Genomic DNA, 26,438 nt, shown 5'->3' with positions numbered 1-26,438 from the left:
GGTCCGCGGGTACCCAATGACCCGCGACGGTGGTGACCGGCGGGTAGGTTGACGACGACCCGGAGGGAGGGCTTATGGGTGTCGAGGGTTGGGATGTACTGCTCAATTGCATGCCGTTCTTCCTCGAGGAGGATGAGGACGCGGACGAGGAGTCGGGGCTGGGCTGGAACCCCCGGTTCATTCAGGTCCGCGACGAAAGTACCGGCCGGAAGGTGCATTTCGCGCAACAGGGGAACGATGTCGAAGTGGTGATCGCGGTGCCCGACGACGCCGCGGACGCCGAACATCTGCTGTCGGTGCTGCAGGCGCAGCCGGACGGATTCTGGGAGCCGTGCCCGCTGCCGCTGGAATCCGATCTGGAAGCGCCGGATCCGCACTGGCAGGCGGTGCAGCGGGTGCGGCGGCGGCCGGAACTGGCGCGCGCGTGGAACACCGGCTGGCGGCGCGGATCGCCCGTCGACTACCGACGACAGGTCGCGGCCTCGGTGGTGGAGGTGCTGCGAAAAGGCTTGGGGGCCAGGCCGGAACGGCTGCGCTTCACCACCTGGAGCCTGGACGCGCCGGGCAGCGGAACCTTCGGGCTGGCGGCGGAGCGGCCCAGTGAGCGCTACGCACCCACCGAATGCGACGACTGGGCGGATTTCGAATCCCGGCTGGCGTGGGCGCTCACCACCCTGCCGTGGGACGGGGTGATCAATCTCAGCACCCCGCATCCGGGCCCGGACCCGTGCTTCGTGCAATTCCTGCACGGGCGGCGGCTCTACAACGAGGCCAGCGGATGGGATGTGGCCGGCCTCGGCCCGGCCGAATTCGACCGGCGCATGGGCGATCTCGGATGGTCGTTCGCCCCGCACAGCGCGCCCGGCGGGGCGGCGCTCATCTGGGAGGGCCCGGTGGCGCGCGCCGGATACAATCCGGATCTGCAAGGCGCGCCACGGCGTACGGTGGCGACCTTCCGAGAGGTGTTCGCGGTCAGGCACCCTCAGGATCTGGTCTTCCGCGCCTTCCGCAACGGCCGCCGCCGCGACCCCGAATTGCGTTACCTGGACGTCGAACTCGGCGTTCCGCGCGATGTCAGGTGATCAGAGCGGCAGCAATCGGATGGGCAGCCCGTCGGCCGGCAGCGGTCCGGTGCCGAAGGTCAGCGGCACCCGGTAACCGGGCGGCACCGTCCAGCGGTAGTGCCGCAGCATGCGGTGCAGCACCGACTTCACGGTCATGCCGCCGAAATACATGCCGATGCACTTGTGCGCGCCGCCGCCGAACGGCGACCACGCGTACCGGTGCGACTTGTCCTCCTGCCGTGCGGCAGTGAACCGTTCCGGATCGAAAACATCCGGCTCCGACCAGTATTCGTCATGGCGCATGAGCGGCCCGGTGCCGATCATGACCAGCGTGCCGCGCGGCACGTGATAGCCGAGAATCTCGGTGTCGGCGATGGCTTCCCGGACCTCCTGCCCGACCGGCGCGTGCATGCGCAGTGTCTCCCGGAAGGCCAGGTCCAGTCCGGGCAGCCGGTCCAGATCGTCGTAGGTCAGGCAATCCTCCGGCAGCGCAAGCGATTCCGCCCGCAGCCGCTCCTGCCATTCGGTATGCCGGGCCAGCTCGTAGGCCAGCATGGAGATGGCGATGGTGCTGGTGTCGTGCGCCGCCATCATGACGAAGATCATGTGCGAGACGATGTCCGCGTCGGTGAAGTCGTCCTCTCGCGCGGCGGCCCGGCACAGCACGCTGAACAGATCCGCGCCGTCGCCCGCGCGTTTGGCGGGCAGTTCACGGTAGAAGTAGTTCTCGAGCAGCCGCCTTCCACGCAAGCCCTTCCGCCAGATGCCGCCGGGCACATCGGCGCGAATCATGGCCTGCCCGCCGCGCACCGCCGCTTCGAACGCGTGCGACAGGCGGGTGCCCTCGGGTCCGAGTCGGGCGCCGGCGAATACGGTCGTGGCCTGTTCCAGCAGCAGTTGCCGCACGTGGTCGTAGAGCCGGAAATCCCGGCCCGGCCGCCACTGCGCCATCCCGGACTCGAGGTGCGGCGTGGTGAGATCGAGGTAGCCGACCAGGCTGGGCCGCCCGAACACCTGCTGCAGGATGCGCCGGTGATGCAGGTGTTCGTCGAAGTCGCGCAACAGGATTCCGCCGTGGAAGAACGGACCGATGAGGTATTCGTAGCCGAGTTGCGCGGAGAACACGTGCTTGCGGTCGAGCAGCACCACCTCCGCCGCCTCGGGGCTGCCGATGCCGACGACGGGCCGCCCGAAGATGCCGAACCAGCTGACCGGGCCGTAGCGCTCGAACCGCTCCAGGGAGAAGTCGAGCGAATCGCCGAGCGAGCTGAACAGATGGCCGATGCCGGGCAGACCGTAATCGCCCATGATCGGTTTCAGCCCGCTGCCGGGCGGTGGTTCGGCCAGTGGCCGGGCCGACGAGGGATACCGCTGCGACAGCCGCGCGGCGGCAGCTCGAATGCGCAGGTTGAGCAGTGCGCGCGCGTGGTGGGCGCGCAACGTTCCGGCGATCGGAAGCTCGCTGGGAACAAGGAGATTCATCACTGGTTCTCCCTCCGGATACCGTCTTCCACGGTATCGGAAACCGATGTTTCCGTAAATGGTTGTTTCCGGACTTCTGTGCCAAGCTGGCTGGGTGACGCGCGCCTTCAGCGGTACCTATCGCGGAACCACCACCGACGAACGCCGGGAACAGCGGCGGCGCAGGCTGCTGGACGCGGCGCTGGATATCGTCGGCACGCAGGGTCTTTCGGCGCTGACCGTGCGCGGGGTGTGCGAGCAGGCCCGAGTGGGGCCGCGGTTCTTCTACGAATCCTTCCCCGATCTGGACGCGCTCGCGGCCACGCTGCTGTCCGAGGTGCAGCGGGAGGTGCTGGAGCAGACCCGCACCACCATGCTGGATACCCCCGGTGACCCGGCCGACAAGATTCGCGCGGGCGTGGCGGCGCTGATCGTGGCGGTCACCGACGATCCGCGCCGCGCCAATATCGCCTTCGCGCAGACGTACGGCAGTCCCGCGCTCATACGGCAGCGCTTCGCCGGGATGCGCGACACCGCGCAGTTGATCATGGAGCAGGCCCGGCTGTGGCTGGATCTGCCCGCGGGCGACGACAAGGCGCTCATCGCCCTGGCGCAATTGATCAATGGCGGTGCGGCCGAACTGATTCTGGTGTGGCTCGACGGCGGCCTCAAGGTGGAGCGGCCGGTGCTGATCGAGATCGTCGCCGACTACGTGGTGGCCATGGTGGACCGGCTACCGGACATGGCCGGGAAACTCGGCTGATCGGACGGCACGCAGCACCCCGCTCGAAATGATCTGCTCCACCACCGTTTTCGCGGTTTCGGCGCAGGCAGTGGTGCCGACGTCGGCGTACTCGTTCACCGCGTCGCCGACATTCCAGAGATTCGGGATCGGGGTGTCGCGGGGCAGATCGTAGCCGGAGACGGTGCGTTGCGGCGGCCACTCGTCGCGGGCGACGGCGATGGAAAGTACTCGCGCGGAGTCGAATCCGGGTATCTCCTCGCGCAGATCCTGGAGGACGAGGGCGGTCTCGGCATCGGCGTCGAAGTCGCCGACCGAGGGTTTCGGCACCCCGGTGCCCACGTACAGATGCCAGCCCGGCGGCGCCATCTTCGGGCAGGTGGCGGTGAAATTGACTACGTAGCAGAGCCTTCGGGTGCGCGCGAAGCTCAATACACCGGGCGCGGTGAGCAGCGGCTGACGGCTCGCGAAATTCACCGAGATGGTGGCGCAGGGCAGATCGCCCTGTAGCACCCTGCCGACATAGTCCGCGGGCAGATGTTCGGCCCCGATCAGGTCGAGCGTCGCCGACGGCCCGATATCGCTGACCACGACATCGCAGGTGACGTCGACTGTTTCACCGCCGCGCGAGATCCGAGCGCCGGCGACGCGACCATCCTGGACGTCGAGACCGGTCACCTCGCTGTCCAGCCAGACCGCTCCCCCATTGCGTTCCACCACTTCCGCCAAGGCCCGCCAGAGTCCGATGGTGCCCTCGGGACAGAATCCGAATCGCTGGAACGCGTTTCGCCGGGTGAAATAGGTGAGGAACACCCGCGCCGGCAGTTCCTCGGAGCCCACGGCGAAGATCATCCCGCACATACTGCGGAATATTCCCTGTACCGCTTCATTTTCGGTGAATCGGCGCACCCATTCGGCGGTGGACATTTCCCGATCCGGCGCTTCCGCGCCCTCCGTGGCGGTGCCGAGATTGTGAACGAGCCGGGCGCCGTGCCGGGTCAGCTGCGACAACAGCAGGCCCCAGCCGCCCGTGCTGACGTCCACATCGCGCCCGCCGATTCGATACAGAACGGCCGGATTCACCGGCCGCACTTCGAATTTCGCTCCCACCTCCGCGAAAGTCTGCTCGGTGATCCCGCCGAGTTCGATGACGACCGCGCCCCGATTGAGTGTGAAACCGTCCATATCGTCGGTGGAGGCGCGTCCCCCGACCCGGTCCAGACGTTCGGCCACCAGGGTGCGGTAGCCGTGGTGCGACAATCGGGCGGCGGTGCACAGCCCGCCCGCCCCAGCGCCGACAACCAGTGCGTCCCATTGGTTCTCGCTCATGGCGAGGCTCCTCGAAAGGGGCTCAGCCGGCAGGGTTGACGCCGGGCTGAGCGTCGGACATATCGGTGATGCGGCTCCAATTCTCCCGCACCTCGTCGACTGTCGGCACCTCCGGGAACAGCACCGGCTTATTGGCGAACAGCTGCACGCGCTGCACCGAGCCGCCGCCGACGATGAGCACCAGGCCGGTGTCGTCGCACTCGTCACTCACCAGATAGCCGACCACCGGGGCGACATGGGCGGGCGGCAGTTTCTGCAACAGATCTGCGGGTGCGATATCGGCGGTCATGCGGGTCGCGGCCATGGGAGCCACCGCATTCACGGTGATGTCGTATTTTCGGCCCTCGATGGCGAGGGTGTTCATGAGCCCGACCAAACCGAGTTTGGCCGCACCGTAATTGGCCTGACCGAAATTGCCGAACAGGCCGGAGGTGGAAGTGGCCATGACGATCCGGCCGAACCCCTGCTCCCGGAAATGCGACCAGGCGGCAGAGGTGACGTGGTAGGCGCCGGACAGATGCACCCGAAGAACGGCGTCCCAATTCTCCTCGTCCATTTTGGCGAAACTACCGTCGCGCAGGATTCCCGCATTGTTGACAATGCCGTGTACCGCGCCGAATTCGCGGACGGCGGTGTCGATGAGGGAACGCGCGCCGTCCCCGGTGGCGACGCTGTCGTAATTGGCGACGGCGGCGCCGCCCTCGGCGCGGATCTCCCCGACGACCTTGTCCGCCATGGCCGTTCCGAATCCGGTGCCGTCGCGGGCACTGCCGAGATCATTGACGACAACCAGGGCGCCTTCTCTGGCGAGCAGCCGCGCGTACTCGCGGCCCAGCCCTCCGCCCGCTCCGGTGACGATGACGACTCGATCGGTCACACCAGGCATGAAATCTCCTCGTGGGGCACGGCGGTCACCGCGGCCGCCGCTCCCTCCAACCGTACTCCGGCCGGGCGACCGTCAGGACGAATAACCAAGGGGCACAATAAACTCGAGCGAGTCAGCACCGCACGGCCGTGATGGCGAACTTCTCGACCTCGGCCACATGTCCGCCGGTCGCCACCACGAGGGTGAGCGTACCGGGGCAGGACGCGGCGAACGGGACCGTCGCCGTCCACGGGCTGTCGGTGCCGCCCGCGGGAATCTGCCCGACCTCGCCGACGGGTTGGGTATTCGGAAGTTGCAGCAGGCGGATGTCGAGGCTCTCGTCGACCCCGGTGATCCGCCCGCCCACGGTGAACGGCGAACCGACCTGTGCGCCATAGCGAGGCGTGGTGATGGTCAGGGTGCGATCCTCGCTGCCGACGACCTCCCAGGGCGCGTCGTCACCGCTGCCCAGGCGTACCAGATGCAGCATGGCTGCCGGCGCCGGGACACCATTGGGATTGTCGTAACCGACTGTGACCCAGGCTTCTTCGTCCTCGGTGGTGACGAGCACGATCTTGTCGATGGTCGCGAAACCCAGGTAGTTCCGGGTGAAGTCGGCGGCGACCGCGGCAGGGTCGAGATGCCAGGGCTGATGGCCGCCCTCGCGGTAGGCCCGCTGCCAGGCGGCGGCCTCGGATTCGTTCGCGAACGGCCAGAGCGGTTGATAGGTGAAGCGATTCGGCACGGTGGTGGGGCCGGAAGTGGCGGAGGGGTCCCGGGTGGTGGGGGCGGACATGCCCGGCCCGGTCGTGGCGGGCACGGCCTGAGTGAGGGTGACCGTGGCGTGCGGGCGGCCGTCGTCCCGATCGCGGGTCAGGGCGATGGCCAGTGACGCCACCGCCAGCAGCACCGCGACCGCGGCCAATACCAGCGTGATCACCGGCCCGGTGCGGCGGCCGGGCGCGTCGGAATTGTTGCTCATGTTCCAGAATGCGCCTGTTCCGGCTCCCGCGCTCGTTACGAACTGGACAGTGGATACTCTCGTGGCTGTGACGCCGCATCTGCATCAGCTCCATCCCGAACTCGCGGACTCGCTCCCGCATCTGCGACTGGGCACCGGCCCGACCCCGGTGCGGCGGCTGACCCATCTCGATACGCGGGGCGCGGACATCTGGGTCAAGGACGACAGCGTCTTCGGGGACGGCGGCTGGGGCGGCAACAAGGTCCGCAAACTCGAATGGTTGCTGCCGGACGCACTGCGGCGCGGGCGCGCGACCATTGTGACGGTGGGCGGACTGGGCACCAACTGGGGGCTGGCCACCGCGCTGTACGGGCGCGAGCACGGGGTGAAAACCGTGCTGGCGCTGGTCGATCAGCCGATGGACGAGCATGTGCGGGCACAGTTGGAGCGATTGCGGGCCTCCGGCGCCGAACTGATCTTCACCCGGACCAAGGGGCGGACGATCCTGCGCGCGCCGTGGATTCTGGCGCGGCATTTCACCGGGTTCCGGCCGCCGTATCTGCTGCCCGCGGGCGGGTCCTCACCGGTCGGCGCGCTCGGATATGTCGAGGCCGCACTGGAATTGGCGGCGCAGGTGCGGGCGGGGGAACTGCCCGAGCCCGGATATGTCGTCACGCCGGTCGGATCCGGTGGGACGGTGGCGGGACTGTCACTGGGGCTGCGGCTGGCCGGACTGCGCACGCGGGTGATCGGCGTCGTCGTCAATGACACTCTGCGCCTGGATCATTCGGCCATCGACGGGCTCGCGCAGCGGGCGGCGCGGGTGCTGCGGGAGCGGGGTGCGCGACTTCAGCTGTCCCCGCTGGACAATCTGGAGATGGCAACCGACTGGCTGGGGCCGGGGTACGGTCACGAGACTCCGGAAGCCGTTACCGCACAGCGCCTTTCGTCGGATCTGGAGCACATGGCCCTGGAGCCGGTGTACACCGCCAAGGCCATGGCCGCGCTGCTGGATATGAACGCCCATGGCCGCTTCGGCGACGATCCGGTGGTGTTCCTGAACACCAATGGCCCGCGCTGACGCTCAGACCGCGGCCGGGGCGGCGAGCTTCGCGGCCAGGAATTCCTCCCAGGTGCGCTCGCCCACAGCGCGATCCAGCGCGAGATTGCCGCCCGCGGCGTAGGCCCTGGCCGCCTTGCCCGGCGCCTTGATCGTGAGAATGGGGCGACGACGACCGGTGGCATCCAGGTAGCTTCGGATCAGCTCCTTCATGGTGTACACCGTCGGGCCCGCGATATCGGGCACCAGTCCGGCGGGCGCGCCGAGCGCCAGCTCGACCAGCCGGGCCGCGACCTCACCCGAATCGATGGGCTGGAAACGGAAATCGAAGGCGGGCACCACCGGCAGCTTCGCCATGGCGCTCACCATGGTGAACAGCAGATCGTGGAACTGGGCGGCGCGCAGGGTGGTGTAGGGCAGACCCGAATTCTCCACCACCAGTTCGGCTTCCCGCTTCGAGGCCATGTAGCCCATGAGCTTCCGGTCGATGCCGCTGCGCACCGGGACGCGGTCCGCGCCGACCACCGAGATGTAGACCAGGTGCGGGGCCAGGCCGGCCGCGCGGATGGCTTCGACCAGGGTGCGGGCCTTGTCGCCGTCGCCCGTGGTCGCACCGGCCAGGTGCAGCACGGTGTCCACACCGGCCACGGCGGCGGCGATGCCCTCGCCGGTCTCCAGATCCCCGGCCACGTAGTCGATGCCGTCCGTGCCCTGGCGGGCGGTGCGGCTCAGCACCCGCACCGTGACGCCCGCGGCCCGCAGCAGCGGTGTCACCTGCTTGCCCAGTGTGCCCGTGCCGCCGGTGACCAGAACCGTCTTCGCCATGATGATCACTCCTCGTATCGCTGTCGGCGCCGCGTTCGTGGCGCTCTGCCAGGGTGACGACGCGGACCCCGCGAGATGTGACACGGCGTGACCGAGCCCACATCCGCGACGGGCTCGTACGCTGTTCGCATGTCGGATACCGCGGTGACCGCACTCCCCCGCACGGGTCTGGACCAGCTCCTCGAGCTGCTGTCCGGGCGACGGGTGGCGGTGCTGACGGGTGCGGGGATCTCCACCGACAGCGGCATACCCGACTATCGCAGTCCGGGCGCGCCGGTGCGGACGCCGATGACCTACCAGCAGTTCGTGGGCGATCCGGTGTTCCGGCAACGGTATTGGGCCCGCAATCGCGTCGGGTGGCGGCTCATGGATGCCGCCCGGCCGAACGCGGGACACCGTGCGCTGGCCGCGCTCGAGCGGGCGGGGTCGGTCACCGGGCTCATCACCCAGAACGTGGATCTGCTGCACACCAAGGCCGGCCAGCGCGCGGTGCTCGACCTGCACGGCGTGTACGCGCGCGTGCGCTGCCTGACCTGCGATGCACTCATCTCGCGCATGACCCTGGCCACCCGCCTGGAAGCGGCCAACCCCGGCTTCGCCGACACGATGGTGCTCGACGGCCTGGAAGTCGCTCCCGACGCCGACGCGGTGGTGACCGACACCGAGAACTTCCGCATGGTCGCCTGCGAACGCTGCGGCGGCATGCTCAAGCCCGACATCGTCTACTTCGGCGAGACCGTCCCCAAGGCCCGCGTCACCGCCGCCTTCGACCTGATCGATTCCTGCGAGGTTCTGCTCGTGGCCGGTTCCTCCCTCACGGTCATGTCCGGCCTGCGCTTCGCCCGCCGCGCCGCCAAAACCGGTCGGCCGCTGGTGATCCTGAATCGCGGCCGCACCCGCGGCGACGAACTGGCCACGCTGAAGCTCGACGCGGGCTGCTCCGACCTCCTCCCGGCACTGGCCGCCGCGCTGGCTTAGATCAGCGCCCGCTGGGATCACTGTCTGCTGGGATCACCGTCTGCATTGGTCGAGCAGCCGCCGGATGCGCGGTTTCTCCGACGAGCTGCGCCGCACGCGTCAGTCGCGAATCTCGAGCCGCCGGACCAGCGCGACCAGCGCGGCGCGCAGCGCGTCGGGGTCGTCGGCGTCCGCGCCGAGGAGCATCCGGACCACCTGCGGCACCGCGAAGAACCAGGCGGCCAGGGCGGCCACCGCGTACAGCAGGTAGCCGGGCGCGACATCGTCGGCCAGTGCGCCCGCGCGCTGGGCGGCGGCCAGGGCCGCCACCTTCTCCGCGTAGTGCGAGGCTCGCGCGGATTCGGCGGGCAGCGCGCCCTCCTGCTGCTGTAGTCCCTCCCAGTGCAGCAGCCGCAGGAACTGGGGATGGGTGCGGTGGTAGTCGAAGACGTGCCCGGCGTAGTCGGCCAGGTCCCCGGCGTGGTCGGCGGCGAGCGGGCTGGCGGCGGCGAGCTGTTCGAGCTGGTCGGTGAGGACGGCCTCGAACAGGCCGCGTTTGTCGCCGAAGTACTGGTAGATGCGTTCCTTGTTGATGCCGGCGCGGGTGGCGATGGCGGCCACGCGGGCGCCGTCGGGTCCGCGTTCGGCGAATTCGTGCACGGCTGCTTCGAGCAGTCGCCGTTTGGTTCCCTCGGTGTCCCACGCCATGGCCACCATCCAACCATCTCCAACCGGTTGGTTGCGGTTGGGTGGTGGCGTGTGGCAAACTCCAACCGTGCGGTTGCAACCGCACGGTTGGAGTATTGGCGAACAGGGAGGTGGCATCGTGCCCGAGTTGCGCTCACGCACGGTCACGCACGGTCGGAATATGGCGGGGGCCCGCGCGCTCATGCGCGCCAGCGGCGTTCCGTCGGCGGATATCGGCCGCAAGCCGGTCATTGCCATCGCCAACAGCTTCACGGAGTTCGTGCCGGGTCACACCCATTTGCAGCCGGTCGGCCGCATCGTCTCCGAGGCCGTCCGCGCGGCCGGTGGCATCCCGCGCGAATTCAATACCATCGCCATCGACGACGGAATCGCCATGGGACACAGCGGAATGCTGTATTCGCTGCCCTCACGGGATCTCATCGCGGATTCGATCGAGTACATGGTGAACGCGCACTGCGCGGACGCGCTGGTGTGCATCTCCAACTGCGACAAGATCACTCCGGGCATGCTGATGGCCGCCATGCGGCTCAATATCCCCACGGTGTTCGTCTCCGGCGGACCGATGGAGGGCGGCACCGCGACCCTGGTGGACGGCACGGTGCGCAGCCGGCTCGACCTGATCACCACCATGGCCGACGCGGTCTCCCCGGACGTGTCCGACGAGGATATGGCGCTGATCGAGGAAAACGCCTGTCCCACTTGCGGTTCCTGCGCGGGCATGTTCACCGCCAACTCGATGAACTGCCTGACCGAGGCGCTGGGACTGGCGCTGCCGGGCAATGGCACCACATTGGCCACCCACACCGCGCGCCGCGAGCTGTACGAAGCGGCCGGACGCACCGTCATGGCGGTGACGCGACGCTACTACGACCTGGACGATGCCGGTGTGCTGCCGCGAAACATCGCCTCGGCCAAGGCTTTCGACAATGCGATGGCGCTGGATCTGGCGATGGGCGGGTCCACCAACACGGTGCTGCACCTGCTGGCGGCCGCGCAGGAGGCGGGCCTGGACTACACGCTCACCGATATCGAGAAGATGTCGTTGCAGGTGCCGTGCCTGTGCAAAGTCGCGCCCAATGGCAGCTACCTCATGGAGGATGTGCATCGCGCGGGCGGAATCCCGGCACTGCTCGGGGAATTGGATCGCGCCGGGCTGCTGCACCGGGATGTGCGTGCGGTGCATGCCGATTCGCTCACCGAATGGCTGACGGCGTGGGATGTGCGCGGTTCCGACCCCTCCGCGGCAGCGGTCGAGCTGTTCCATGCCGCGCCGGGCGGAAAGCGTTCCGCGACCGCGTTCTCCCAGTCCGAGCGCTGGCACACCCTCGACCTGGACGCCGCCGAGGGCTGCATTCACGATGTCGCGCACGCGTTTTCCCGCGACGGCGGTCTGGCGGTGTTGCGCGGCAATCTCTCCCCGGACGGCGCGGTGGTGAAATCGGCCGGCGTCGACCCGTCCATGCACACCTTCACCGGACCGGCCGTGGCGGTGGATTCCCAGGAGGAGGCCGTGGAGGCCATTCTGTCCGGCCGCCTGCGCCCCGGCGACGTGCTGGTCATCCGCTACGAGGGTCCGCGCGGCGGGCCGGGCATGCAGGAAATGCTGTATCCCACCGCCTATCTCAAGGGCCGCGGCCTGGCCGGGCAGTGCGCGGTGGTCACCGACGGCCGTTTCTCCGGTGGCTCCTCGGGCCTGTCCATCGGCCACATCTCCCCCGAGGCCGCCGCCGGCGGTCCGCTCGCCCTGGTGCGCGACGGCGATCCGATCTCCATCGACATCCCCTCACGAACCCTGACTTTCCAGGTCGATGAGGAAGAGATCGCCGAGCGCCGCGCGAGCGTGGAAGCCGGCGGCGGCTACCGGCCGCGCAACCGCGACCGGCAGGTCTCCCTCGCCCTGCGCACCTATGCCCTGCTGGCCACCTCGGCCGATCGGGGTGCGGTGCGCGATCCCGCGAAACTCGCGGACTAGGGCTGCGGAACACCGTAGCTCGGCAAACTAACGGTGGAGTCGGATTGCGGCACAGCGACTTCGGCGGCACTCGGAATTCATCCGGGCGTTATCTCGAGGAGACCGCGGGAACGCCCCCGTCCGCCTCCTTGTTAGCCTGGCGTATGAGCAGCGAATCCACGCAGCACCGGCGCGACCAGCTCCGAGACTTCCTGCGCAGTCGCCGGGAGCGGCTCAACCCCGCCGATGTGGGCCTGCCCGCGGCGGGACGGCGGCGCACTCCCGGACTGCGCCGAGAGGAAGTCGCGGTGCTGGCCGGAGTCGGGGTGTCCTGGTACACCTGGCTCGAACAGGGCCGCGACATCACGGTCTCGGCGGAAGTACTGGATGCCGTGGCGGGTGCGCTGCGCCTGCGTGAACCCGAACGCGCCCACCTGTACCTGCTCGCCGGCCTCAACCCGCCGCCCCTGGGCGGAGTCGGCGGCGGCGAGGTCACCCCCGAAATGCGGCAACTCCTGGACGCCTGGGCCGAACGCCCCGCACTGCTGCGCGACCGCTACTGGAATGTACTGGCCTACAACGACTCCGCCCGCGCGGTCATGGGCTTCGACGGCACCCCGCGCAACTGCCTCATCACCTTCTTCACCAACCCCCGCTACCTCGCCATGCGGGACATCTGGACCGAAGCCGCCCCCGCCGTGGCCGCCGCCTACCGAGCCGATGCCGCACACGCCCCCGGCGACCCCGAATTCGACCGCGTGGTCAAGGATCTGAGCGCAGCCAGCCCCGATTTCGCCGACCTGTGGGCGCGCCACGAAGTCGGCGTACCAGTCCAGGCCGTGAACGCCCTGCACCACCCCGAGGCCGGTGAACTGTACTTCGACGCCACGACTCTGACAGTGACCGACCGCCCCGAATGGTCGCTCGTCCTCTACAACCCGAAGCCCGGCACCGACACCGCCGTTCGCCTCCGCCGCCTGAGCACCCTGCGCCTCGCGGCCCCCGCCTGAGCCGCGACTCTCCTTCCGGGTATCCGGGTGGTGGCAGGCCCAGGATAAACGCGCACTGTTTGCCCGTGGCCGGCGGCGGCACGCTGTTCCCATGACGCAGAACAGTTTCCGATTCGACGGCAAGATCGCTCTCATCACGGGCGGCAGCAGCGGGATGGGGTTGGCCACCGCGCGGCGGCTGCTGGCCGAGGGCGCGCGGGTGGTCATCACCGGGCGGGACAAGGTGCGGCTCGACGCGGCGGTTGCCGAGCTGGGCGCGGGTGTGGTTGGAATCGCCGGGGACGCGGGCGATCTCGCGGATCTCGATGCGCTGGCCGAGACCGTTCGGGAGCAGTTCGGGCGGCTGGATGTGGTGTTCGCCAATGCGGGGATCGGGGCGTTCCAGTCGATCGAGGCGGTGACCGAGGCAGAGTTTCATCGCGTGCTGGACACCAACTTCAAGAGCGTGTTCTTCACGATTCAGAAGACCCTGCCGCTGCTGCCGGACGGGGCGGCCATCGTGATCAACGCCTCGTTCGCGCCGCGGCGCGGAGTGCCGGGGTCGGCGCTGTACTCGGCGTCCAAGGCGGCAGTGCACAACCTGGCGCGGTCGCTGGCGGCGGAGTTGTCGCCCAGGGGGATTCGGGTCAACTCGGTGAGCCCGGGATTCATCGATACCCCGGCGTTCCGGGCCGAGATCACCGAGGAGGGCAAGGCCGCGGCGGGCGCATCCGTGGCAGCGGGGCGCGTCGGCACCGCCGACGAAGTCGCCGCCGCGGTCGCGTACCTCGCCTCGCCGGAAGCGTCGTACGTCAACGCGCAGGACCTCCTCGTGGACGGCGGACTGATCTTCGCCAGCCCGGCCACCTCGCTCTAGACGCAGGCCGGCCACCTCAGCACGGGTCGCGTCTACTCGACGCTTTCGACGATGAAGCTCGCCGCGGTTGTGGTGCTGCCGCCGATATTGAGGGTTGCCATGCGGCGGGGGTTGGTGAGCTGGCATTCACCGGCCTGGCCTGTCACCTGTTTGCAGGCGTCGAGGAGCATGCGGACGCCGGTGGCGCCTACCGGGTGGCCTATGCCGATCAGGCCGCCGCCGGGGTTGATGGGGAGGGCGCCGGTGCGGGTTATGTCGCCGGACTCTATGGCTTTCCAGCTTTCTCCGGGGGCGGTGAGGCCGAGATGGTCGATGGCCAGGTACTCGGACATGGAGAAGCAGTCGTGGACCTCGGCTCCGTCGACGGCGGTGATGTCGGGCAGGCCGGCGCGGGCCAGGGCGTCGAGGACGGTACGGCGGACGTGGGGGAAGACGTAGGGGTCGGTGGCGGAGGCGGCCAGTTTCCGGTCGAGGGGCAGGCCGACCGTGCGGTGGCCCCAGCCGGTGATCACTGCACCGGTGTCGGCGCGTAACCCGTTGCGGTGCTGGAGGAATCGATGCGAGACGAGGATGACGGCGGCCGCCCCGTCGGTCATCTGGCTGCAATCCTGTCGGCGCAGCGGGCCCGCCACCGGCGGGTTGGCGGTGTCGTCGGCGGTGAAACTGTCTGGCGTGTAGGTCCAATCACGGGTTTGCGCCAGGGGATTCAGGCGGGCGGCGGTGATATTCAGTTCGCTGATGGCGCGCAGGTGGGCGGGGTCCAGGCCGTAGCGCCGGTCGTATTCGGCTGCGATGGTGGCGAATTGGGTCGGCCAGACCAGATCGGTGTCCTGCGCTTCGTGCCCGGTCCAGGCGGCGGCCCCCATGAATTTCGCCGCAGTACCACCGGGGACGGTTTTCTCGAGCTCCGCGCCGAGCACCAGGGCGCAGTCGTAGCGGCCGGATTCGAGGTCCGCCATGGCGGCGAGCACCGCCATGCTGCCGGAGGCGCAGGCGGCCTCGTGCCGGGTGGCGGGGACGCCCCACAGGCCGGGGTGGACGGTGGCGGGCATGCCGCCGAGGTGCCCCTGGCCGGTGAACAACTGCCCGAAGGCGTTGCCCACGTGGATGACTCCGATATCGGCCGGGTCGACGCGAGCTGCTTCGAGGGTCTGCTCGACCACCGATCCGATGAGGGCGTCGAAGCCGAGTCCGGCACGATGCCAGTTGACGGCGAAATCGGATTGGCTGCCGCCCAGAATGTGTACGGGCATGCGGAACTCCTTGGAGTCGGGGTCAGAGGCGCTCGCGCAGTTCCCGGCGCAGCAGTTTGCCGACCGGATTGCGGGGCAGGGATTCGGCGAGTTCGAGGCGTTCGGGCAGTTTGAAAGAGGCGACCTCGCGGGCGCGCAGGTGGGCGATCAGGTCGTCGAGGGTGACGGTCGTGCCGGGCGCGGGAACGACTACGGCACAGCATCGTTCGCCCAGCACCTCGTCCGGGTAGCCGATGACGGCGACATCCGCCACGGCCGGATGGTCGGCGAGCAGACCCTCGATTTCGGCGGGGGCGATATTCATGCCGCCGCGAATGATGATCTCCTTCAGCCGATCCACGAAGCGCAGATAGCGGCCGTCCGCTCCGCAGAGCTCGAAAACGTCTCCGCTGCGGAGATATCCGTCGGCGTCGAAGGGGTCGGTGCCGGCGGTGCCGGGCAGATAGCCGCCGAAGACCGCGGGACCGCGCATCCGGAGTTCGCCTCGCCCACCGAGTTCCGTCACGGTCTCGCCGGTGCTGACGTCCACGAGTTTGACCGCGGTGCTGGCGGCCAGCCCGGTGGACCAGCGCACGCCGGGTGCGCTGTAGTTGGGCAGATGCTGGGCGCGCACAGTCGGATCCGGGATGTCGGCGGGTGCGCCCAGCAGGCTCACGCCCTCATTGGAGCCGAAGAAATTGAGCACCTGGATGCCGAGTTCTTCCTGCCAGCGGCGCACCACGGGCGGGGGCAGCGGTGCACCGCCCGAGCCGACGGTGCGGAGCGAGCTCAGATCCGCTCGGGCGCGCAGGGTTTCGTTGTGCAGCAGCATGGTGAGCAGGGCGGGCGGCATGCTGGTGTGGGTCACGCCGTGTTCGGCGATCTGGCCGAAGAACACCGGGAGGTCCAGCGGATGATGCTGGATCAAGTGTCCGCCCGCGAGCAGCCAGGGCAGGAACGCACCGGCGAAGCCCGCCATGTTCACCATCGGGAAAGGGTTGAGCACCACCGAATCCGGGGTGATCCCCAGGCCGTCCTGCACGCCGCGCGCCACCGCCAGCCAGTCGGCGTGGCAGCGCGGGACGCCCTTGGGTGCGGCTTCGGTGCCGCTGGTCCAGCAGACGGTGACACGATCGTTCACGGTCACGGTGAGCGCCGATTCGTAGTCGAGCAGAGAGTCGCGGTCGCGCACGAGATCTGTGTCGGTAGCGGCGTGCGGCCCCGCACTTCCGGGAAGGTTGGTGCCATGGGTCTCGCCGAGCACCACCGCACCGGCGGGAACGCCGGGTCCGAAGGCGAAGACCGTCCGCTCGCCGTCCACGGACAGCGCCTCGCGTGCGAGCTCTCGCTCGGCGAGCTGCGCCACGGTGATGATCGCCGTCGCACCGGTCACCGCCACGATGCCGGAAAGTTCGTGTCGCCGATACGACACCGGCATGGGCGTGGCGACCGCACCCAATCGCCACAGCGCCAGATACGCGGCGGTGAGCGCTATCGAATTGGGTACCTGGACGGCGACGGTGTCGCCCTGGCGCACGCCGTGCGAGAACAGCACTGCCGCAATATCGGTGACGTGCTCGTCGAGCTCCCGCCAGGTCAATGTGCGCGGCAGCGCGCCGGTGAGGGCGGCCAGATTCGCGGGATCGGTGATCGCGGGCGCGTCGGGTTGCGACTTCACCCGGCCTCGGAATATGCCCGGCAGTGTGTCGGTGGTCCACCAGCCGCGCTCGAGGTATTCGCGCACGGTGTGCTCGGGATGACAGGTGGATGGTTCGGTCATCGAATTCCCTGTGTTCGTAGTTCTGTTGCGGCAGGCTGAGTTTCACGACAGGCGGCGCAGGACGAGCGCCGAGCCGAGACCGAGGGCGGCCGGAATGGTCACCAGCGCGTGCTCGCCGTCGCAGCGCACGAGCGCGTCCAGTGCCTGGGCGATGAGGATTCCGCCCGTCGCGCCGAGCGGATGCCCCACCGCCAGCGCCCCACCCGACGGGTTCACCCGCGCGGGATCGAGTCCGAGTTCGCGCATGAGCAGCAGCGGTGTGACAGCGAAGGATTCGTTCACCTCCACCACATCCAGCTCGGCCGCCCCGATCCCGGCCCGCCGCAGCGCGGTCTGTGCCGCGTGCACGGGGGCCGTCAGCAGTGGCGACCGCACGGCCGCCTGCGCCATCCCCGCGATGACCGCCACCGGCGCGCGCCCGAGCGTCCCGGCCGCACTGCGGTTTCCCAGCACCAGCGCGGAGGCTCCATCGGCGAGCTGCGGTGCCGTGGCCACCGTGTGCAGCCCGTACATGGGACGCGGCGCACCCGGCAACCGCCGCGCGACCCGAGCCCAGGCGGGATCGGAACCGAACAGCGCGGGCAACCGCGCGAACCCGTCCGGGCTCGCGTCCACCCGCGCCCCTTCATCGACCGCGAGCAGCACCGTCCCGCCCTTGCGCACGGGGATCAGCGCATCGGAACCCAGTGCGGCGCAAGCCCTCCGATGCGACTCCACCGCGTACGCGTCCAGCTGCGGCCGCATGATCCCGTAGGCGGCCGCCGTCAAATCCGCGGACACCCCGATGGTCACGAACCCGCTCCGCTCCCCCAGATCATTGTCCACCGCGATCGCGGGCCGATCCGAGAGCATCGGCACCCGCGACATGGACTCCACCCCACCCGCCACGATCACCCCCGCGATGCCCGCCCCCACCCGGGCCGCCCCACTCTCGACAGCATCGAGCCCCGAACAGCACAGCCGTGAAACCACCCCACCCGGAACCGAATCCGGCCACCCCGCCCACAAAGCAGCCGCCCGCGCGATATCCCCGCCCTGTTCCCCGCTCACCGTGCTGACCCCGACCAGGACGTCATCCACGGATTCCGCGGGACAACCCCGCGCCTCCAACGCGGTCAACAACTGCCCGAACAATTCGTAGGGCGGCACCTCCGCCAACGTCCCGCCGCCCTTGCGAACCCGGCCCCGAGGCAATCGCACCGCATCGAAAATGTAGGCGTCACCCATGAGCGTTCCCCACTTCGACGCGATCCAGGTCGAATCCCGTTGCAGCCCTGAGTGTTGCCAAGGCTTCGAGCGTATGGGCGCCGGCGGGGTCGTCGGCGGAGGTCGCGGGCACCACGACCACCTCGTCCGCGCCTGCGGCGCGGTAGGCGGCCAGTCGATCGGCGAGCGTCGCGATGTCTCCGAACATTCCCACTGCGGCGAGCAGTTCGTCCGGCACTGCCGCGAGCACCTCGCGGGGGTGACTGCCGCTGTGCGCCAGCCGGACCACGTCGTCGAAGCCGGCCGCCCGGAACATGGCGTCATAGCCGGGGGCGTTCAGGTAGCCGACCACGCCGCGTCGGACAGTGGCCAGCAGGTCCGCCGTGGGGTCGGCCGCGGCCGTCACCCAGACCGAGATCGGCGGTGCGGGACGGCCCGCCCGAGCGGCGAATTCCCTTATCACCGAGGCGCATTGCTGCACTTGCGCCGGTGTGACCAGGTTCAGGACGGCTCGATCGGCGACGCGCCCGGCCACCGACAGCGCCCGCTCACCGAAGGCGGCAACCGCCACCTCGCCACCGGCCCAGGGGGGCGCAGGACTTCCAGCACCGGCGGCAGACGCGGGCGACGTGTGCGGGGCCGGTAGCCGGAGGCGATAGCCGTGGGAGTGTTCCGCCGTGCCGTCGAAGTCGGTTCTGCCGCCGTGCAGGAGAGCGCGCACGATGTGCACCGAATCTTCGAGGTGGGCGGCGGTTCTGCGTCTTTCGCGACCGTGCCAGTCTTCGACGACCACCGTGCTGGAGGTGCCGAGGGCGATGTCCGTGCGGCGGCCGGTGAGGGCCGCGACGCTGGCCACGCCCATGGCGATGGTGGCGGGGGTGCGGATGCTCACGGCGAGGGGGCCGAGGCACAGCGGGAGGTCGCCGGGGGCGAGACCGATGGCGGTGGCCAGGGCGAAGGCGTCGTAGGTGGCCATTTCGCCGATCCAGAGGCGGTCGTAGCCGAGGCGGGCGGCGGCGTCGGCAACCAGCAGGGCGTCGCGGGGGTCTCGGTCCTGCCAGTAGGGGAGGCTGACACTGAGGTGGGGAATGGGCACTCGCGCAATCCGTTTCAGGCGAGGGGGCGGGCGGCGGCGCGCATGCGGTCGCCGCTGACCCAGGTGGCGTGGAAGCCGAGGGGGACTCGGGTGGGGATGGCGAGGCGGCAGACCGGGCCGGCGGTGACGGCGGCGGCGTCGTAGATCCAGAGTTCGGCCAGGCCGGTGTGGTTGTTGTGGGCGAACATCGTCAACCAGGCGTCGTCTTCGGCGGTGGCGCCGGGGCGCGGGACCACGGCGAGTTCGCTGCCATGGATGCCGTCGCCGAAGGGGGCGGTTTCCTTTGCGCCGGTGCGGATGTCGTATTTGATGAGGGCGTCGAAGATCATGGTGCGGTCGACCGAGAGGCGCATCTGGTAGGAGTAGCGGCTCCGGTGGCCGGTGAATTGCTGTGCGATGGCGGGGAATTCGGTGTTCACGTCGTCCATGGCGGTTTCGGTGGTGACGCCGGTGCGCAGGTTGAAGCGGTACTCGTGCAGCTTCGCCTCGGGGCGCAGATAGGCCAGCAGCTGCGCGAGGGGGTGGGCTCGGTCGGAGACGGGGCTGGGTTCGGTGACCCGGCAGACGACCAGGACGATCTCGTCACCCTCCTCCCAGGAGTTGACGGTGTGATAAATGTAGCCGGGCTCGGCTTCGAACCATTTCGCCTGTGTCCCTTGGCCGTAACGCGGGAGCACGGCGAAGCGGCTGGGGAGGGCGCGGTCGAAGAAGATCTTGAATCGGCCGGCGGCCGCGGCCCGGGGATCGTTGTAGAGCGGCAGATCCATGAGGATGGAGTGGTTCTCGGTGATCGCCATATCGTGGGGCAGGCGCGGGCCGGGCAACTCCAGGCCGGTGAAGTGGGTGACGGTGCCGGCCGGGTCGGCGACACCGTAGCGCAGGTACGGGGCATTGATGCCGTAGTCGAAGAACAGCAGTTCCTCGGTGCGCTCGTCGACCTTGGCGTGGGCCGAAACCTCGCCCGGCAGTGTGCCGTTGAAGGTGTCCACGCCACGGGTTTCGAGACTGACCGGATCGAGGGCGTACGGCTTGCCCGCGCGATACCAGAGGGCCAGCAGATTGCCGTGGTGGTAGAGCAGATCGGTATTGGCGGAGTTGCGTTCGCGGCGGTCACCGGGCGGGTTGCCGTCCCAGGGCTCGATCACGCCGCGCCACAGGGCGGTGCCCGCCGCGCGCTCGGCCTCGAATTCGGCGGTGCGCACATAGCGATTGCGGTAGGTGGCGCGCCCGTTCTCGAAGTGCACCGCGTGCAGCATGCCGTCGCCGTCGAACCAGTGGTAGCGGCCCATGGGCGCGAACTGCGGGTTCGGGCCGTTGCGCACGTACACGCCGTCGAGGTCCGGCGGCAGCTCGCCGGAGAGCACTTCCAGTGCGGTGGCGGTGATTTCGTCGGCGCGCGGCGCGTAGGGACCTTCCAGGTAGGGGTTGGTCAGCGCCTCGGCGGCGGGTGCGATGAGTTCTTCATTGAGCGGCATGAGCAGCGCCTCCTGCGACCGGACCGGCAGCAGCCCGGCTTCTTCAGTACAGTTACTGAAGTGATACGCGTCTCATCGAGGGGTGTCAAGGCTTGTCCGGCCCACCCCCGCCCGCCTCGATCGATTCGAATCCCACATCGGCGCGGCCGATTTCGGCTTCGCAGCCCCGGCAGCGCAGGGCGGGGCGCAGCACCGCGCCGCACTCCCGGTGCCGGATGCGCAGGCCCGGCGCGTCCTGCCGCGGATACGCCTGTTCCGCCCAGGCCAGCAGAAAGGCGAAGACGCCGAACAGGGCTCGGCCGCGCGGCGTCAGCCGGTATTCGCGCCCACCGTCTTCCGAGCGCCGCAGGATGCCCGCCGACACCAGCCGGGTGAGCCGCTCGGTCAGGGTGGTCGGCGACATGTTGAGCGCCGCACGGAATTCGGTGAACCGTCGCACGCCCGCCAAGGCCAATCCGGTGATCGAGGCACTCCATCGATCCCCGATGGCCTCCATGATCTCGCCGAATGCCGCATCGCCCGAGGTGGGCGCGATCGGCCGCGCCGACCGTCGCCGCCCGGAGGTGATGTGCCACAGCGCATCCCGGTCCAGCTCGACCTCGGTGTCGAAGGCGGTGACGGTGCGCCCGCACTCCCGGCACAGCAGCACCGGCGGCCCGCGATGCCCGCAGTCGGTGTGCAGGAATTCCGGCAGCAGCACCCATTCGGCGGTCCATTCGCGCTGCCAGGACCAGACGCAGACCAGGATCTCCCAGGTCGCCAATCCCAAAGGGGTGAGCCGGTATTCGAACCGCTCCCCCGGCTGCGGTGACCGGTGCAGCACGCCCGCGTCCACCAGGGCCGCCAGCCGCGCGGTGAGCACGGCCGGCGGTGCGCCGGTCCGCTCGGCGAACTGGGTGAACCGCCGTGCGTGATCGGCGAAGGCGTGCCGCAGGATGGTCAGCGTCAGCCGGTCGCCGAGCAGGTCGAAGGTGGCGGACACCGGATTCGGCACGCCGCGCACGGTAGGACGCGGCGCGCTGTCCGCCTCGATCGATTGCACTTCAGTAACTGTACTAGCGTGGGGGACCCGATCCCATCCTCGAGTCCCCCTCGCATTCACCGCGCGAATTCTTCCCGCGGCAGGCCGGCGAGTTCGCGATCCACCGCCGCCTCGTGTTGCGCCGCAGCCTCTTCCGCCTTGCGCGGGCTCCAGTGCCCGGACATGAGGAAGACGAACGGGATGAAGGCCACCTGCGCGATCAGGCAGATCCACCACCAGGTCTTCCACTGCTCGGGCGAATCCGCGCGCGCCTGCTGCACCTCGGTGGCATGGTCGGACAGGTACTGCCGGTCCTCGGCCGGAATGGCCGCGACGGCCTGCAATTGCGCGCCGGCCGCGGTCACCTGTGCGCCGATCTTCGAGGCCACCGCCAGCTCGGTCACCGGAATCTGTTGTGCCCCGGCCAGTCTGGCCGCCGCTTGGTCGGCGGGGATATTGAGCTTCTGCGAGATCTGCCCGACCGCCTTGGCCGCGGCCGCCTGATCGTTCGGATTCGTGAACAGCGCGGTGACGGTCTGCGAATCGACCGCTTGCAGGGCGGCGAGCTCCGGCCCGTACTTGGCGTTGAGCGACAGCACCGTCTTGATATCGGCCTCGGATTCGCCGGTGAGCTTGGCCAGCGCGGTCGCCTGTACCGCCGTATCGCCCGGGTTCTCCCCCAGCTTCGCCATATTCTCCGCGCCGACCTTCTGAATGGTGGTGAGCTCGGAGTGGTACTTGACCGCGATTTCCTGCAGGCGCGGACCGTAATTCACCAGCGTGCCGGCCGCGGTCACCACGAACAGCAACCCCAGCAGCACGAAGGTGACGATGGTGCGCAGCGTCCCGCCCCACACCGCGAGCCCGACCGCCGTCGCCGCCGGATTGCGGTTCTCGACCGTCTCGGTGAAGCTGGCCATCCAGCAGGAGTAGGCGATGCCGGTGCCGATCGCGATGAAGCTCAGTACGATCGCGAAGGTGTAGTAGTCGGTGCCCGGCCGATCGGTGTAGCCGAGGAAGATGAACACGCCGATGATGCTGATGATCGCGCCGAAGACCATGAACGGTTTTCGGACCTTCAGATAGTCCGACACGATGCCGGTCAGCACCAGCGCCACCGCATTGGATATCCAGTACCAGTTGCCCATGGCATTGGCCTGCGCCGCGGTGAAGTCGAAGTTGGTCGCCATGTAGACCGGCAGGAACGACACGATGGTGTAGAAGAACGCCAGGAAGATCGAGATGGCGAAGGCGGAGCCGACGATATTGAGCTTCAGCATCTGCTTCCACTGATCGCGTTCCAGCTCGCTCACGTTCAGCCCGCGCGCACGGGCCTCGACGAGGGCCTTGTCGCGCAGACTCACCATGATCTGATCGCGCAGCGCGGGGCTGAGCTCCCGCAGGAACAGCAGGCCCAGAATCGAGATGGCGAGGGAGATGATGCCGCACAGCCGGTAGTGGAACTGCCAATCCGGGTGGGCGTCCAGGGTATTTGCGGAGATCTCGGTGGTCACCAGCGCGCCGAGCACCGGGCCCAGCGTCCAGAAGCCCATGGCCGAGGCGCGGCCCAGCTGCGGCGAGAAGTCGCGCACGATGGCGGGGGTGGCCACCAGCACCGCGCCCTCCACAATGCTGACCAGGCAGTAGACCACCAGGTAGGACTCCTTGGTGGTGGTGGCCGGCACCGCGAACAGGGTGAGCAGTGCGGTGATCACCGTGCCGTAGGCGACGATATTGGCGCGTCCCCACCGGTCCAGCAGGCCCGCCGCGACCGAGGCGGCCGCACCGACGGCCGCACCGACGATGAAGATTCCGACGAAGTATCGGAAGGTGAGGTTGAAGTCGGCAATCAGCTCATTGCCGACCGCGCCCGCGATGAAGAGCTGGTAGTAGAGGGCGACCGAGATGATCACCACGATCGCCAGATACCAGGAACGGGCGGGGGTATCCGGATAGTGCGGCAGCTTGCGCTGCCACAGTCCGGTGAGCAGGGTGGGCGCTGCCAGATCCCGTGCGGGTGGCTGTGCGGTCGGAGCGGAACTCATGGCCGGGAAACCTTTCTGCCCACGGCCGTGCGGCTGACCAGTTCCTTCGTGCGGCAGCGCTCACGGCCAGGGTGAGAACAGGTTACTGTTCTGGTTGCGAGTTTCGACCGTTATTCGCCGCCATTGCGGAAATACAAGATATTCGCGGCGTGCGCGGCGAGCGGACCGGATTCGGCGGCCTGGCGAATACCGCTCGCCGGAAGTTTCGTGAGTTTGGCGAACATTGCCGTATTGCCGAAGGCGGCGCGCACCTGGGTCTCGGAGGCATAGTCCGCGCCGTAGTCCGACAACGCCGCGAAATCCAATGGGGCGAGCGGCTTTTCCAGAGCGATCTGCCCAGCCGGCATACCCAGCGCGGCGTACTGGGTGGCGGAGCCGCCCTCGTACCAGCACAGCTCATAGGCCATGTGCTCGGTGGTGGTGACCGAGACCACCGGCCACTCGTGCGAAAGCCGCAGTGCCAGTGGATGTTTGCCGACGGGGGCGAGCTCCCAGTTCAGGCTCTTGACCGAGACCCAGTGCTCGGACACCTTCTCGATGAGGACCACGTCCTCGCCCAGGCGCTCGACCGTGTTGACCTCGGGTTCGAAAGTGCTCCAGTGCTTTTCGTCCACGCCGAGATAGGCGGAGCTGGGCACGGTCTGCGCGCCGTCGGCGGTGTAGGCGGCGAGGATGGCGGCGCGCACCAGGGTGACGGCATTGCGCGAGGAGCAGCGCACACTCAGCGCGCCGAAGGACGTGCTGATCTCCACCGGCTTGGACGGCGGATCCGCGAGCGCCCCCGCGGCGAGCGGCCGCAACCCCACCAGCGCGAGCTGCCAGTTGACCTCTTCGATGGTGGCCAGGTCGCCGGAGGTTTGATACAGGATCTGCTGCTGCGTCAGGTAGCCCGCGCGCTCGAGCGTCGCGCAATCCAGTTTCAGCAGCGCGGTGCTGGTCTTGCTGGTGAAACCGATGTCCTCGACCCGGATCTCCCGCAACCGCTGCGTCATGGCCGGTGAGGTGACCGCCGCGTACGTGTCGCGGTACATCGACAGCGCCTGCTTGCGCTGGCGTCCTACCATGAGCGTGCGCAACAGTGTATTCAGGCTCGCCAGATAGCGATTCGCCTGCTGCGGATCCGCCGCGAACAGCGCCGCCCGAATCCGCACCGCATCCTCACACGCGGCGACCGCGGCATTCGGATCCAATCGGCACAACCACACCCCGCACTTGGACAGCGCGTCCGCGCACACCGCCGCCGCGTTCGGATACGTCTGCGCCACTTGCCGATACGCGTGACAGGCATTGCGAATGGTGTGGGTGGCCAGCTCCCGATGCCCGATGGTGCGCGCCGCGAGCTCGAACAGCCGCAGCGCCTCCTGCACCTCATTGGCGAACACGGCGGTCACATGCCCGGCGGTCAACCACCGCAGCCGAATGAGCGCAGCCTCCTGCGCCGGCTCCAATGCCGCCGGGGACCGATCCCGCGACCCATCGGTTTTCGTCGCGATCAGCGCCTTGGCCAGCTCACACAACGACCCCGCCAACCGCAATTCACCCTCGGCCGACCGATCCCGCGCGGCCTCCCGGTCCGCCGCCACCCGGCGCTCGATGGCACTGAGATCCATTGCGACCTTCAAACTCCCGCATCACCGTGCACGCCGACCCCACCCTGCAATCGAAACGTGCGTTTGCGCCGAGTCTGCCACAGATCACCACCCGTGGTCACCTCTACGCCGGTATGCCCGAATTCCTGCGGCGCGTGAATGCACGCCGCGCCGAACGCCCCTCACGCACCGGGATCGGCACGACGCAGGGCCGCGACAAGGGCGTCGAGTGCGCCGGGCTCGAAGACCCTCGGGACGGTGAGATCGATGCGGTGGTCGGTGATCCGATTCGTGAAATAGTCGTAGGTCCGGATGGGTTCGGTCCGGCACTGCGGGCGAGCCCGGCCGAACGTCGCGGTGGTACAGCGATTTTCGGCAAGGGCGTCGAGCCGGGATGCCAGGAGCTGCAGCGCACGGCGCTTGTTCGAGTACTGGCTCGGAGCGGCGGAGCTGGAGGCGGTGATGCCGGTGGGGAGATGGGTCAGGTAGGTGGTGGGATTTCGATTACCGAAGCAGCTGAGTCCGGGGCAGTAGGTGTCGATTCGAATGTCGGCGTCGTTCACCGTGACCCGGTCTCGCCAGGCGGGCTCGGGATAGGCGAGTACCTCCGCGACAGCGGTTGCCGGCGACCCCAGCGGCCCGGTCATCGAGTAGAAGAGCGTGCGGTGCAGCCCGCTCTCGAAACGAAATGCCGGCCAGGTACCTCCGCGCCCGGAGATCGACAGTGTGACGCGCTCATATCCGAAGAACTCACTTTCGGCCCAGTCGAGCATGTCGGCAGTCCAACCGCGGTGCTCCGCGTAGCGGCGATAGTGGGTCACCAGGTCGCCGGCGAACCGCGCGGAATCCTCACTATCCCGGTCCGACCAGATATCGACGAACGTATTGTCGCGGCGATGCGGATCGGCCGGGACGAGCAGGGCGACGAGCTGGGCGGTCAGGTCCTCGACCCGGCGCTTCAGTTCGGGGAGCTCCGTGGCGAAAGATGGTTCCTCGCCGGCCAGTTCGATCGCACCGGCGAGCTCCGCCTGTGCGTCTCGCAGTCAGGTGTATGCCGACATGGCGGGCTGCAGGTCGGTCAGGCGTTCGCTTACGCGGCGGAGCTCGGCCGGATTTTCGTAGAGGGTTCGGTCGGCCAGCCGGGATTCCAATGTGTGATATTCGGTGAGGAATTCGCGTATCGGGGATTCACTGCGGTTCACGGG

Annotated in this window: 23 protein-coding genes; 7 read left to right on the top strand and 16 right to left on the bottom strand. The window is 68.6% G+C overall.

The window, feature by feature from the left end; translation table 11 throughout:
• Positions 1 to 74 precede the first annotated feature (74 nt).
• A complete protein-coding gene (locus H0264_RS19370) occupies positions 75 to 1,082 on the top strand; it encodes a TY-Chap domain-containing protein (RefSeq protein WP_181578844.1) in 1,008 nt (335 codons plus the stop codon).
• Here the strand turns inward: H0264_RS19370 and H0264_RS19365 are convergent, their stop codons facing one another.
• On the bottom strand, positions 1,083 to 2,546 hold the full coding sequence (locus tag H0264_RS19365; protein WP_181578843.1) for a cytochrome P450: 1,464 nt from the start codon (positions 2,544 to 2,546) through the stop codon (positions 1,083 to 1,085).
• A gap of 94 nt (positions 2,547 to 2,640) precedes the next feature.
• Here H0264_RS19365 and H0264_RS19360 point away from each other — a divergent pair, with 94 nt between their 5' ends.
• Positions 2,641 to 3,288 (top strand): TetR/AcrR family transcriptional regulator, encoded by a 648-nt coding sequence (locus H0264_RS19360; protein WP_181578842.1) that lies wholly within the window; start codon positions 2,641 to 2,643, stop codon positions 3,286 to 3,288.
• On the opposite strand, the gene H0264_RS19355 is transcribed toward H0264_RS19360, so the two are convergent.
• The 3 genes from H0264_RS19355 to H0264_RS19345 form a co-directional block, all read right to left on the bottom strand.
• Positions 3,259 to 4,596 (bottom strand): phytoene desaturase family protein, encoded by a 1,338-nt coding sequence (locus tag H0264_RS19355; protein WP_181578841.1) that lies wholly within the window; start codon positions 4,594 to 4,596, stop codon positions 3,259 to 3,261. The genes H0264_RS19360 and H0264_RS19355 overlap by 30 nt on opposite strands.
• A gap of 22 nt (positions 4,597 to 4,618) precedes the next feature.
• Complete coding sequence (locus H0264_RS19350) at positions 4,619 to 5,482, bottom strand: SDR family oxidoreductase (protein ID WP_181578840.1); 864 nt, start codon at positions 5,480 to 5,482, stop codon at positions 4,619 to 4,621.
• 112 nt (positions 5,483 to 5,594) lie between these two features.
• Positions 5,595 to 6,443 carry a Gmad2 immunoglobulin-like domain-containing protein gene (locus H0264_RS19345; RefSeq protein WP_244975877.1) on the bottom strand — a complete coding sequence of 283 codons (849 nt, stop codon included), beginning with the start codon at positions 6,441 to 6,443 and terminating at the stop codon, positions 5,595 to 5,597.
• Positions 6,444 to 6,510: 67 nt separating this feature from the next.
• Between H0264_RS19345 and H0264_RS19340 the strand changes: the two genes are divergently transcribed.
• Complete coding sequence (locus H0264_RS19340; RefSeq protein WP_220139794.1) at positions 6,511 to 7,503, top strand: 1-aminocyclopropane-1-carboxylate deaminase/D-cysteine desulfhydrase; 993 nt, start codon at positions 6,511 to 6,513, stop codon at positions 7,501 to 7,503.
• 3 nt (positions 7,504 to 7,506) lie between these two features.
• Here H0264_RS19340 and H0264_RS19335 read toward each other — a convergent pair whose 3' ends face one another.
• Positions 7,507 to 8,307 carry an SDR family oxidoreductase gene (locus H0264_RS19335; protein WP_181578838.1) on the bottom strand — a complete coding sequence of 267 codons (801 nt, stop codon included), beginning with the start codon at positions 8,305 to 8,307 and terminating at the stop codon, positions 7,507 to 7,509.
• 129 nt (positions 8,308 to 8,436) lie between these two features.
• Here H0264_RS19335 and H0264_RS19330 point away from each other — a divergent pair, with 129 nt between their 5' ends.
• Positions 8,437 to 9,285: an NAD-dependent protein deacetylase gene (locus H0264_RS19330; protein WP_181578837.1), complete on the top strand. Its 849-nt coding sequence runs from the start codon at positions 8,437 to 8,439 to the stop codon at positions 9,283 to 9,285.
• A gap of 99 nt (positions 9,286 to 9,384) precedes the next feature.
• Here H0264_RS19330 and H0264_RS19325 read toward each other — a convergent pair whose 3' ends face one another.
• Positions 9,385 to 9,981 carry a TetR/AcrR family transcriptional regulator gene (locus H0264_RS19325; RefSeq protein WP_231086233.1) on the bottom strand — a complete coding sequence of 199 codons (597 nt, stop codon included), beginning with the start codon at positions 9,979 to 9,981 and terminating at the stop codon, positions 9,385 to 9,387.
• A gap of 109 nt (positions 9,982 to 10,090) precedes the next feature.
• Between H0264_RS19325 and ilvD the strand changes: the two genes are divergently transcribed.
• The 3 genes from ilvD (at position 10,091) to H0264_RS19310 (ending at position 13,789) form a co-directional block, all read left to right on the top strand.
• Complete coding sequence (gene ilvD / locus H0264_RS19320) at positions 10,091 to 11,944, top strand: dihydroxy-acid dehydratase (protein WP_181578836.1); 1,854 nt, start codon at positions 10,091 to 10,093, stop codon at positions 11,942 to 11,944.
• 143 nt (positions 11,945 to 12,087) lie between these two features.
• Positions 12,088 to 12,933 carry a helix-turn-helix transcriptional regulator gene (locus H0264_RS19315; RefSeq protein ID WP_181578835.1) on the top strand — a complete coding sequence of 282 codons (846 nt, stop codon included), beginning with the start codon at positions 12,088 to 12,090 and terminating at the stop codon, positions 12,931 to 12,933.
• 91 nt (positions 12,934 to 13,024) lie between these two features.
• Positions 13,025 to 13,789 (top strand): glucose 1-dehydrogenase, encoded by a 765-nt coding sequence (locus H0264_RS19310; protein WP_181578834.1) that lies wholly within the window; start codon positions 13,025 to 13,027, stop codon positions 13,787 to 13,789.
• 32 nt (positions 13,790 to 13,821) lie between these two features.
• Here H0264_RS19310 and H0264_RS19305 read toward each other — a convergent pair whose 3' ends face one another.
• The 10 genes from H0264_RS19305 to H0264_RS19260 form a co-directional block, all read right to left on the bottom strand.
• On the bottom strand, positions 13,822 to 15,042 hold the full coding sequence (locus H0264_RS19305) for an acetyl-CoA acetyltransferase (protein WP_181578833.1): 1,221 nt from the start codon (positions 15,040 to 15,042) through the stop codon (positions 13,822 to 13,824).
• A gap of 22 nt (positions 15,043 to 15,064) precedes the next feature.
• Positions 15,065 to 16,801, bottom strand: a complete 1,737-nt coding sequence (locus H0264_RS19300; RefSeq protein WP_181578832.1) for a class I adenylate-forming enzyme family protein — start codon at positions 16,799 to 16,801, stop codon at positions 15,065 to 15,067.
• A 42-nt stretch (positions 16,802 to 16,843) separates the two neighbouring features.
• The gene (locus tag H0264_RS19295) at positions 16,844 to 18,028 is read right to left on the bottom strand and encodes a thiolase family protein (protein ID WP_181578831.1); all 1,185 of its coding nucleotides are present in this window, start codon (positions 18,026 to 18,028) and stop codon (positions 16,844 to 16,846) included.
• Positions 18,021 to 19,103, bottom strand: coding sequence for an LLM class F420-dependent oxidoreductase (locus H0264_RS19290; protein ID WP_244975876.1), 1,083 nt, complete (start codon positions 19,101 to 19,103; stop codon positions 18,021 to 18,023). Before H0264_RS19290 ends, H0264_RS19295 begins: the two co-directional genes overlap by 8 nt.
• A 14-nt stretch (positions 19,104 to 19,117) precedes the next feature.
• Positions 19,118 to 20,578: a carotenoid oxygenase family protein gene (locus H0264_RS19285; protein WP_181578830.1), complete on the bottom strand. Its 1,461-nt coding sequence runs from the start codon at positions 20,576 to 20,578 to the stop codon at positions 19,118 to 19,120.
• A gap of 85 nt (positions 20,579 to 20,663) precedes the next feature.
• A complete protein-coding gene (locus H0264_RS19280; protein WP_244975875.1) occupies positions 20,664 to 21,620 on the bottom strand; it encodes a winged helix-turn-helix transcriptional regulator in 957 nt (318 codons plus the stop codon).
• A 56-nt stretch (positions 21,621 to 21,676) separates the two neighbouring features.
• Positions 21,677 to 23,644: an MFS transporter gene (locus H0264_RS19275; RefSeq protein ID WP_181578829.1), complete on the bottom strand. Its 1,968-nt coding sequence runs from the start codon at positions 23,642 to 23,644 to the stop codon at positions 21,677 to 21,679.
• Between the two features lie 110 nt (positions 23,645 to 23,754).
• Positions 23,755 to 25,254, bottom strand: coding sequence for a hypothetical protein (locus H0264_RS19270; RefSeq protein ID WP_181578828.1), 1,500 nt, complete (start codon positions 25,252 to 25,254; stop codon positions 23,755 to 23,757).
• Between the two features lie 161 nt (positions 25,255 to 25,415).
• A complete protein-coding gene (locus H0264_RS19265; RefSeq protein ID WP_231087016.1) occupies positions 25,416 to 26,237 on the bottom strand; it encodes a PCRF domain-containing protein in 822 nt (273 codons plus the stop codon).
• Positions 26,238 to 26,276: 39 nt separating this feature from the next.
• A complete protein-coding gene (locus tag H0264_RS19260; protein ID WP_181578826.1) occupies positions 26,277 to 26,435 on the bottom strand; it encodes a hypothetical protein in 159 nt (52 codons plus the stop codon).
• Between the last annotated feature and the right edge of the window lie 3 nt (positions 26,436 to 26,438).

Source organism: Nocardia huaxiensis, from assembly GCF_013744875.1.
GTDB lineage: Bacteria > Actinomycetota > Actinomycetes > Mycobacteriales > Mycobacteriaceae > Nocardia > Nocardia huaxiensis.
The sequence above is the reverse complement of the archived record's forward strand: the minus strand, read 5'-3'. Positions and strand labels throughout refer to the sequence as shown.

What these genes read in the sequence shown, in the direction of transcription:
- H0264_RS19370 (WP_181578844.1), top strand. Translation starts at nt 75, where the DNA reads ATGGGTGTCGAGGGTTGGGATGTACTGCTCAATTGCATGCCGTTCTTC.
- H0264_RS19365 (WP_181578843.1), bottom strand. Translation starts at nt 2,546, where the DNA reads ATGAATCTCCTTGTTCCCAGCGAGCTTCCGATCGCCGGAACGTTGCGC.
- H0264_RS19355 (WP_181578841.1), bottom strand. Translation starts at nt 4,596, where the DNA reads ATGAGCGAGAACCAATGGGACGCACTGGTTGTCGGCGCTGGGGCGGGC.
- H0264_RS19350 (WP_181578840.1), bottom strand. Translation starts at nt 5,482, where the DNA reads ATGCCTGGTGTGACCGATCGAGTCGTCATCGTCACCGGAGCGGGCGGA.
- H0264_RS19345 (WP_244975877.1), bottom strand. Translation starts at nt 6,443, where the DNA reads ATGAGCAACAATTCCGACGCGCCCGGCCGCCGCACCGGGCCGGTGATC.
- H0264_RS19335 (WP_181578838.1), bottom strand. Translation starts at nt 8,307, where the DNA reads ATGGCGAAGACGGTTCTGGTCACCGGCGGCACGGGCACACTGGGCAAG.
- H0264_RS19330 (WP_181578837.1), top strand. Translation starts at nt 8,437, where the DNA reads ATGTCGGATACCGCGGTGACCGCACTCCCCCGCACGGGTCTGGACCAG.
- H0264_RS19325 (WP_231086233.1), bottom strand. Translation starts at nt 9,981, where the DNA reads ATGGTGGCCATGGCGTGGGACACCGAGGGAACCAAACGGCGACTGCTC.
- H0264_RS19315 (WP_181578835.1), top strand. Translation starts at nt 12,088, where the DNA reads ATGAGCAGCGAATCCACGCAGCACCGGCGCGACCAGCTCCGAGACTTC.
- H0264_RS19310 (WP_181578834.1), top strand. Translation starts at nt 13,025, where the DNA reads ATGACGCAGAACAGTTTCCGATTCGACGGCAAGATCGCTCTCATCACG.
- H0264_RS19305 (WP_181578833.1), bottom strand. Translation starts at nt 15,042, where the DNA reads ATGCCCGTACACATTCTGGGCGGCAGCCAATCCGATTTCGCCGTCAAC.
- H0264_RS19300 (WP_181578832.1), bottom strand. Translation starts at nt 16,801, where the DNA reads ATGACCGAACCATCCACCTGTCATCCCGAGCACACCGTGCGCGAATAC.
- H0264_RS19295 (WP_181578831.1), bottom strand. Translation starts at nt 18,028, where the DNA reads ATGGGTGACGCCTACATTTTCGATGCGGTGCGATTGCCTCGGGGCCGG.
- H0264_RS19285 (WP_181578830.1), bottom strand. Translation starts at nt 20,578, where the DNA reads ATGCCGCTCAATGAAGAACTCATCGCACCCGCCGCCGAGGCGCTGACC.
- H0264_RS19275 (WP_181578829.1), bottom strand. Translation starts at nt 23,644, where the DNA reads ATGAGTTCCGCTCCGACCGCACAGCCACCCGCACGGGATCTGGCAGCG.
- H0264_RS19270 (WP_181578828.1), bottom strand. Translation starts at nt 25,254, where the DNA reads ATGGATCTCAGTGCCATCGAGCGCCGGGTGGCGGCGGACCGGGAGGCC.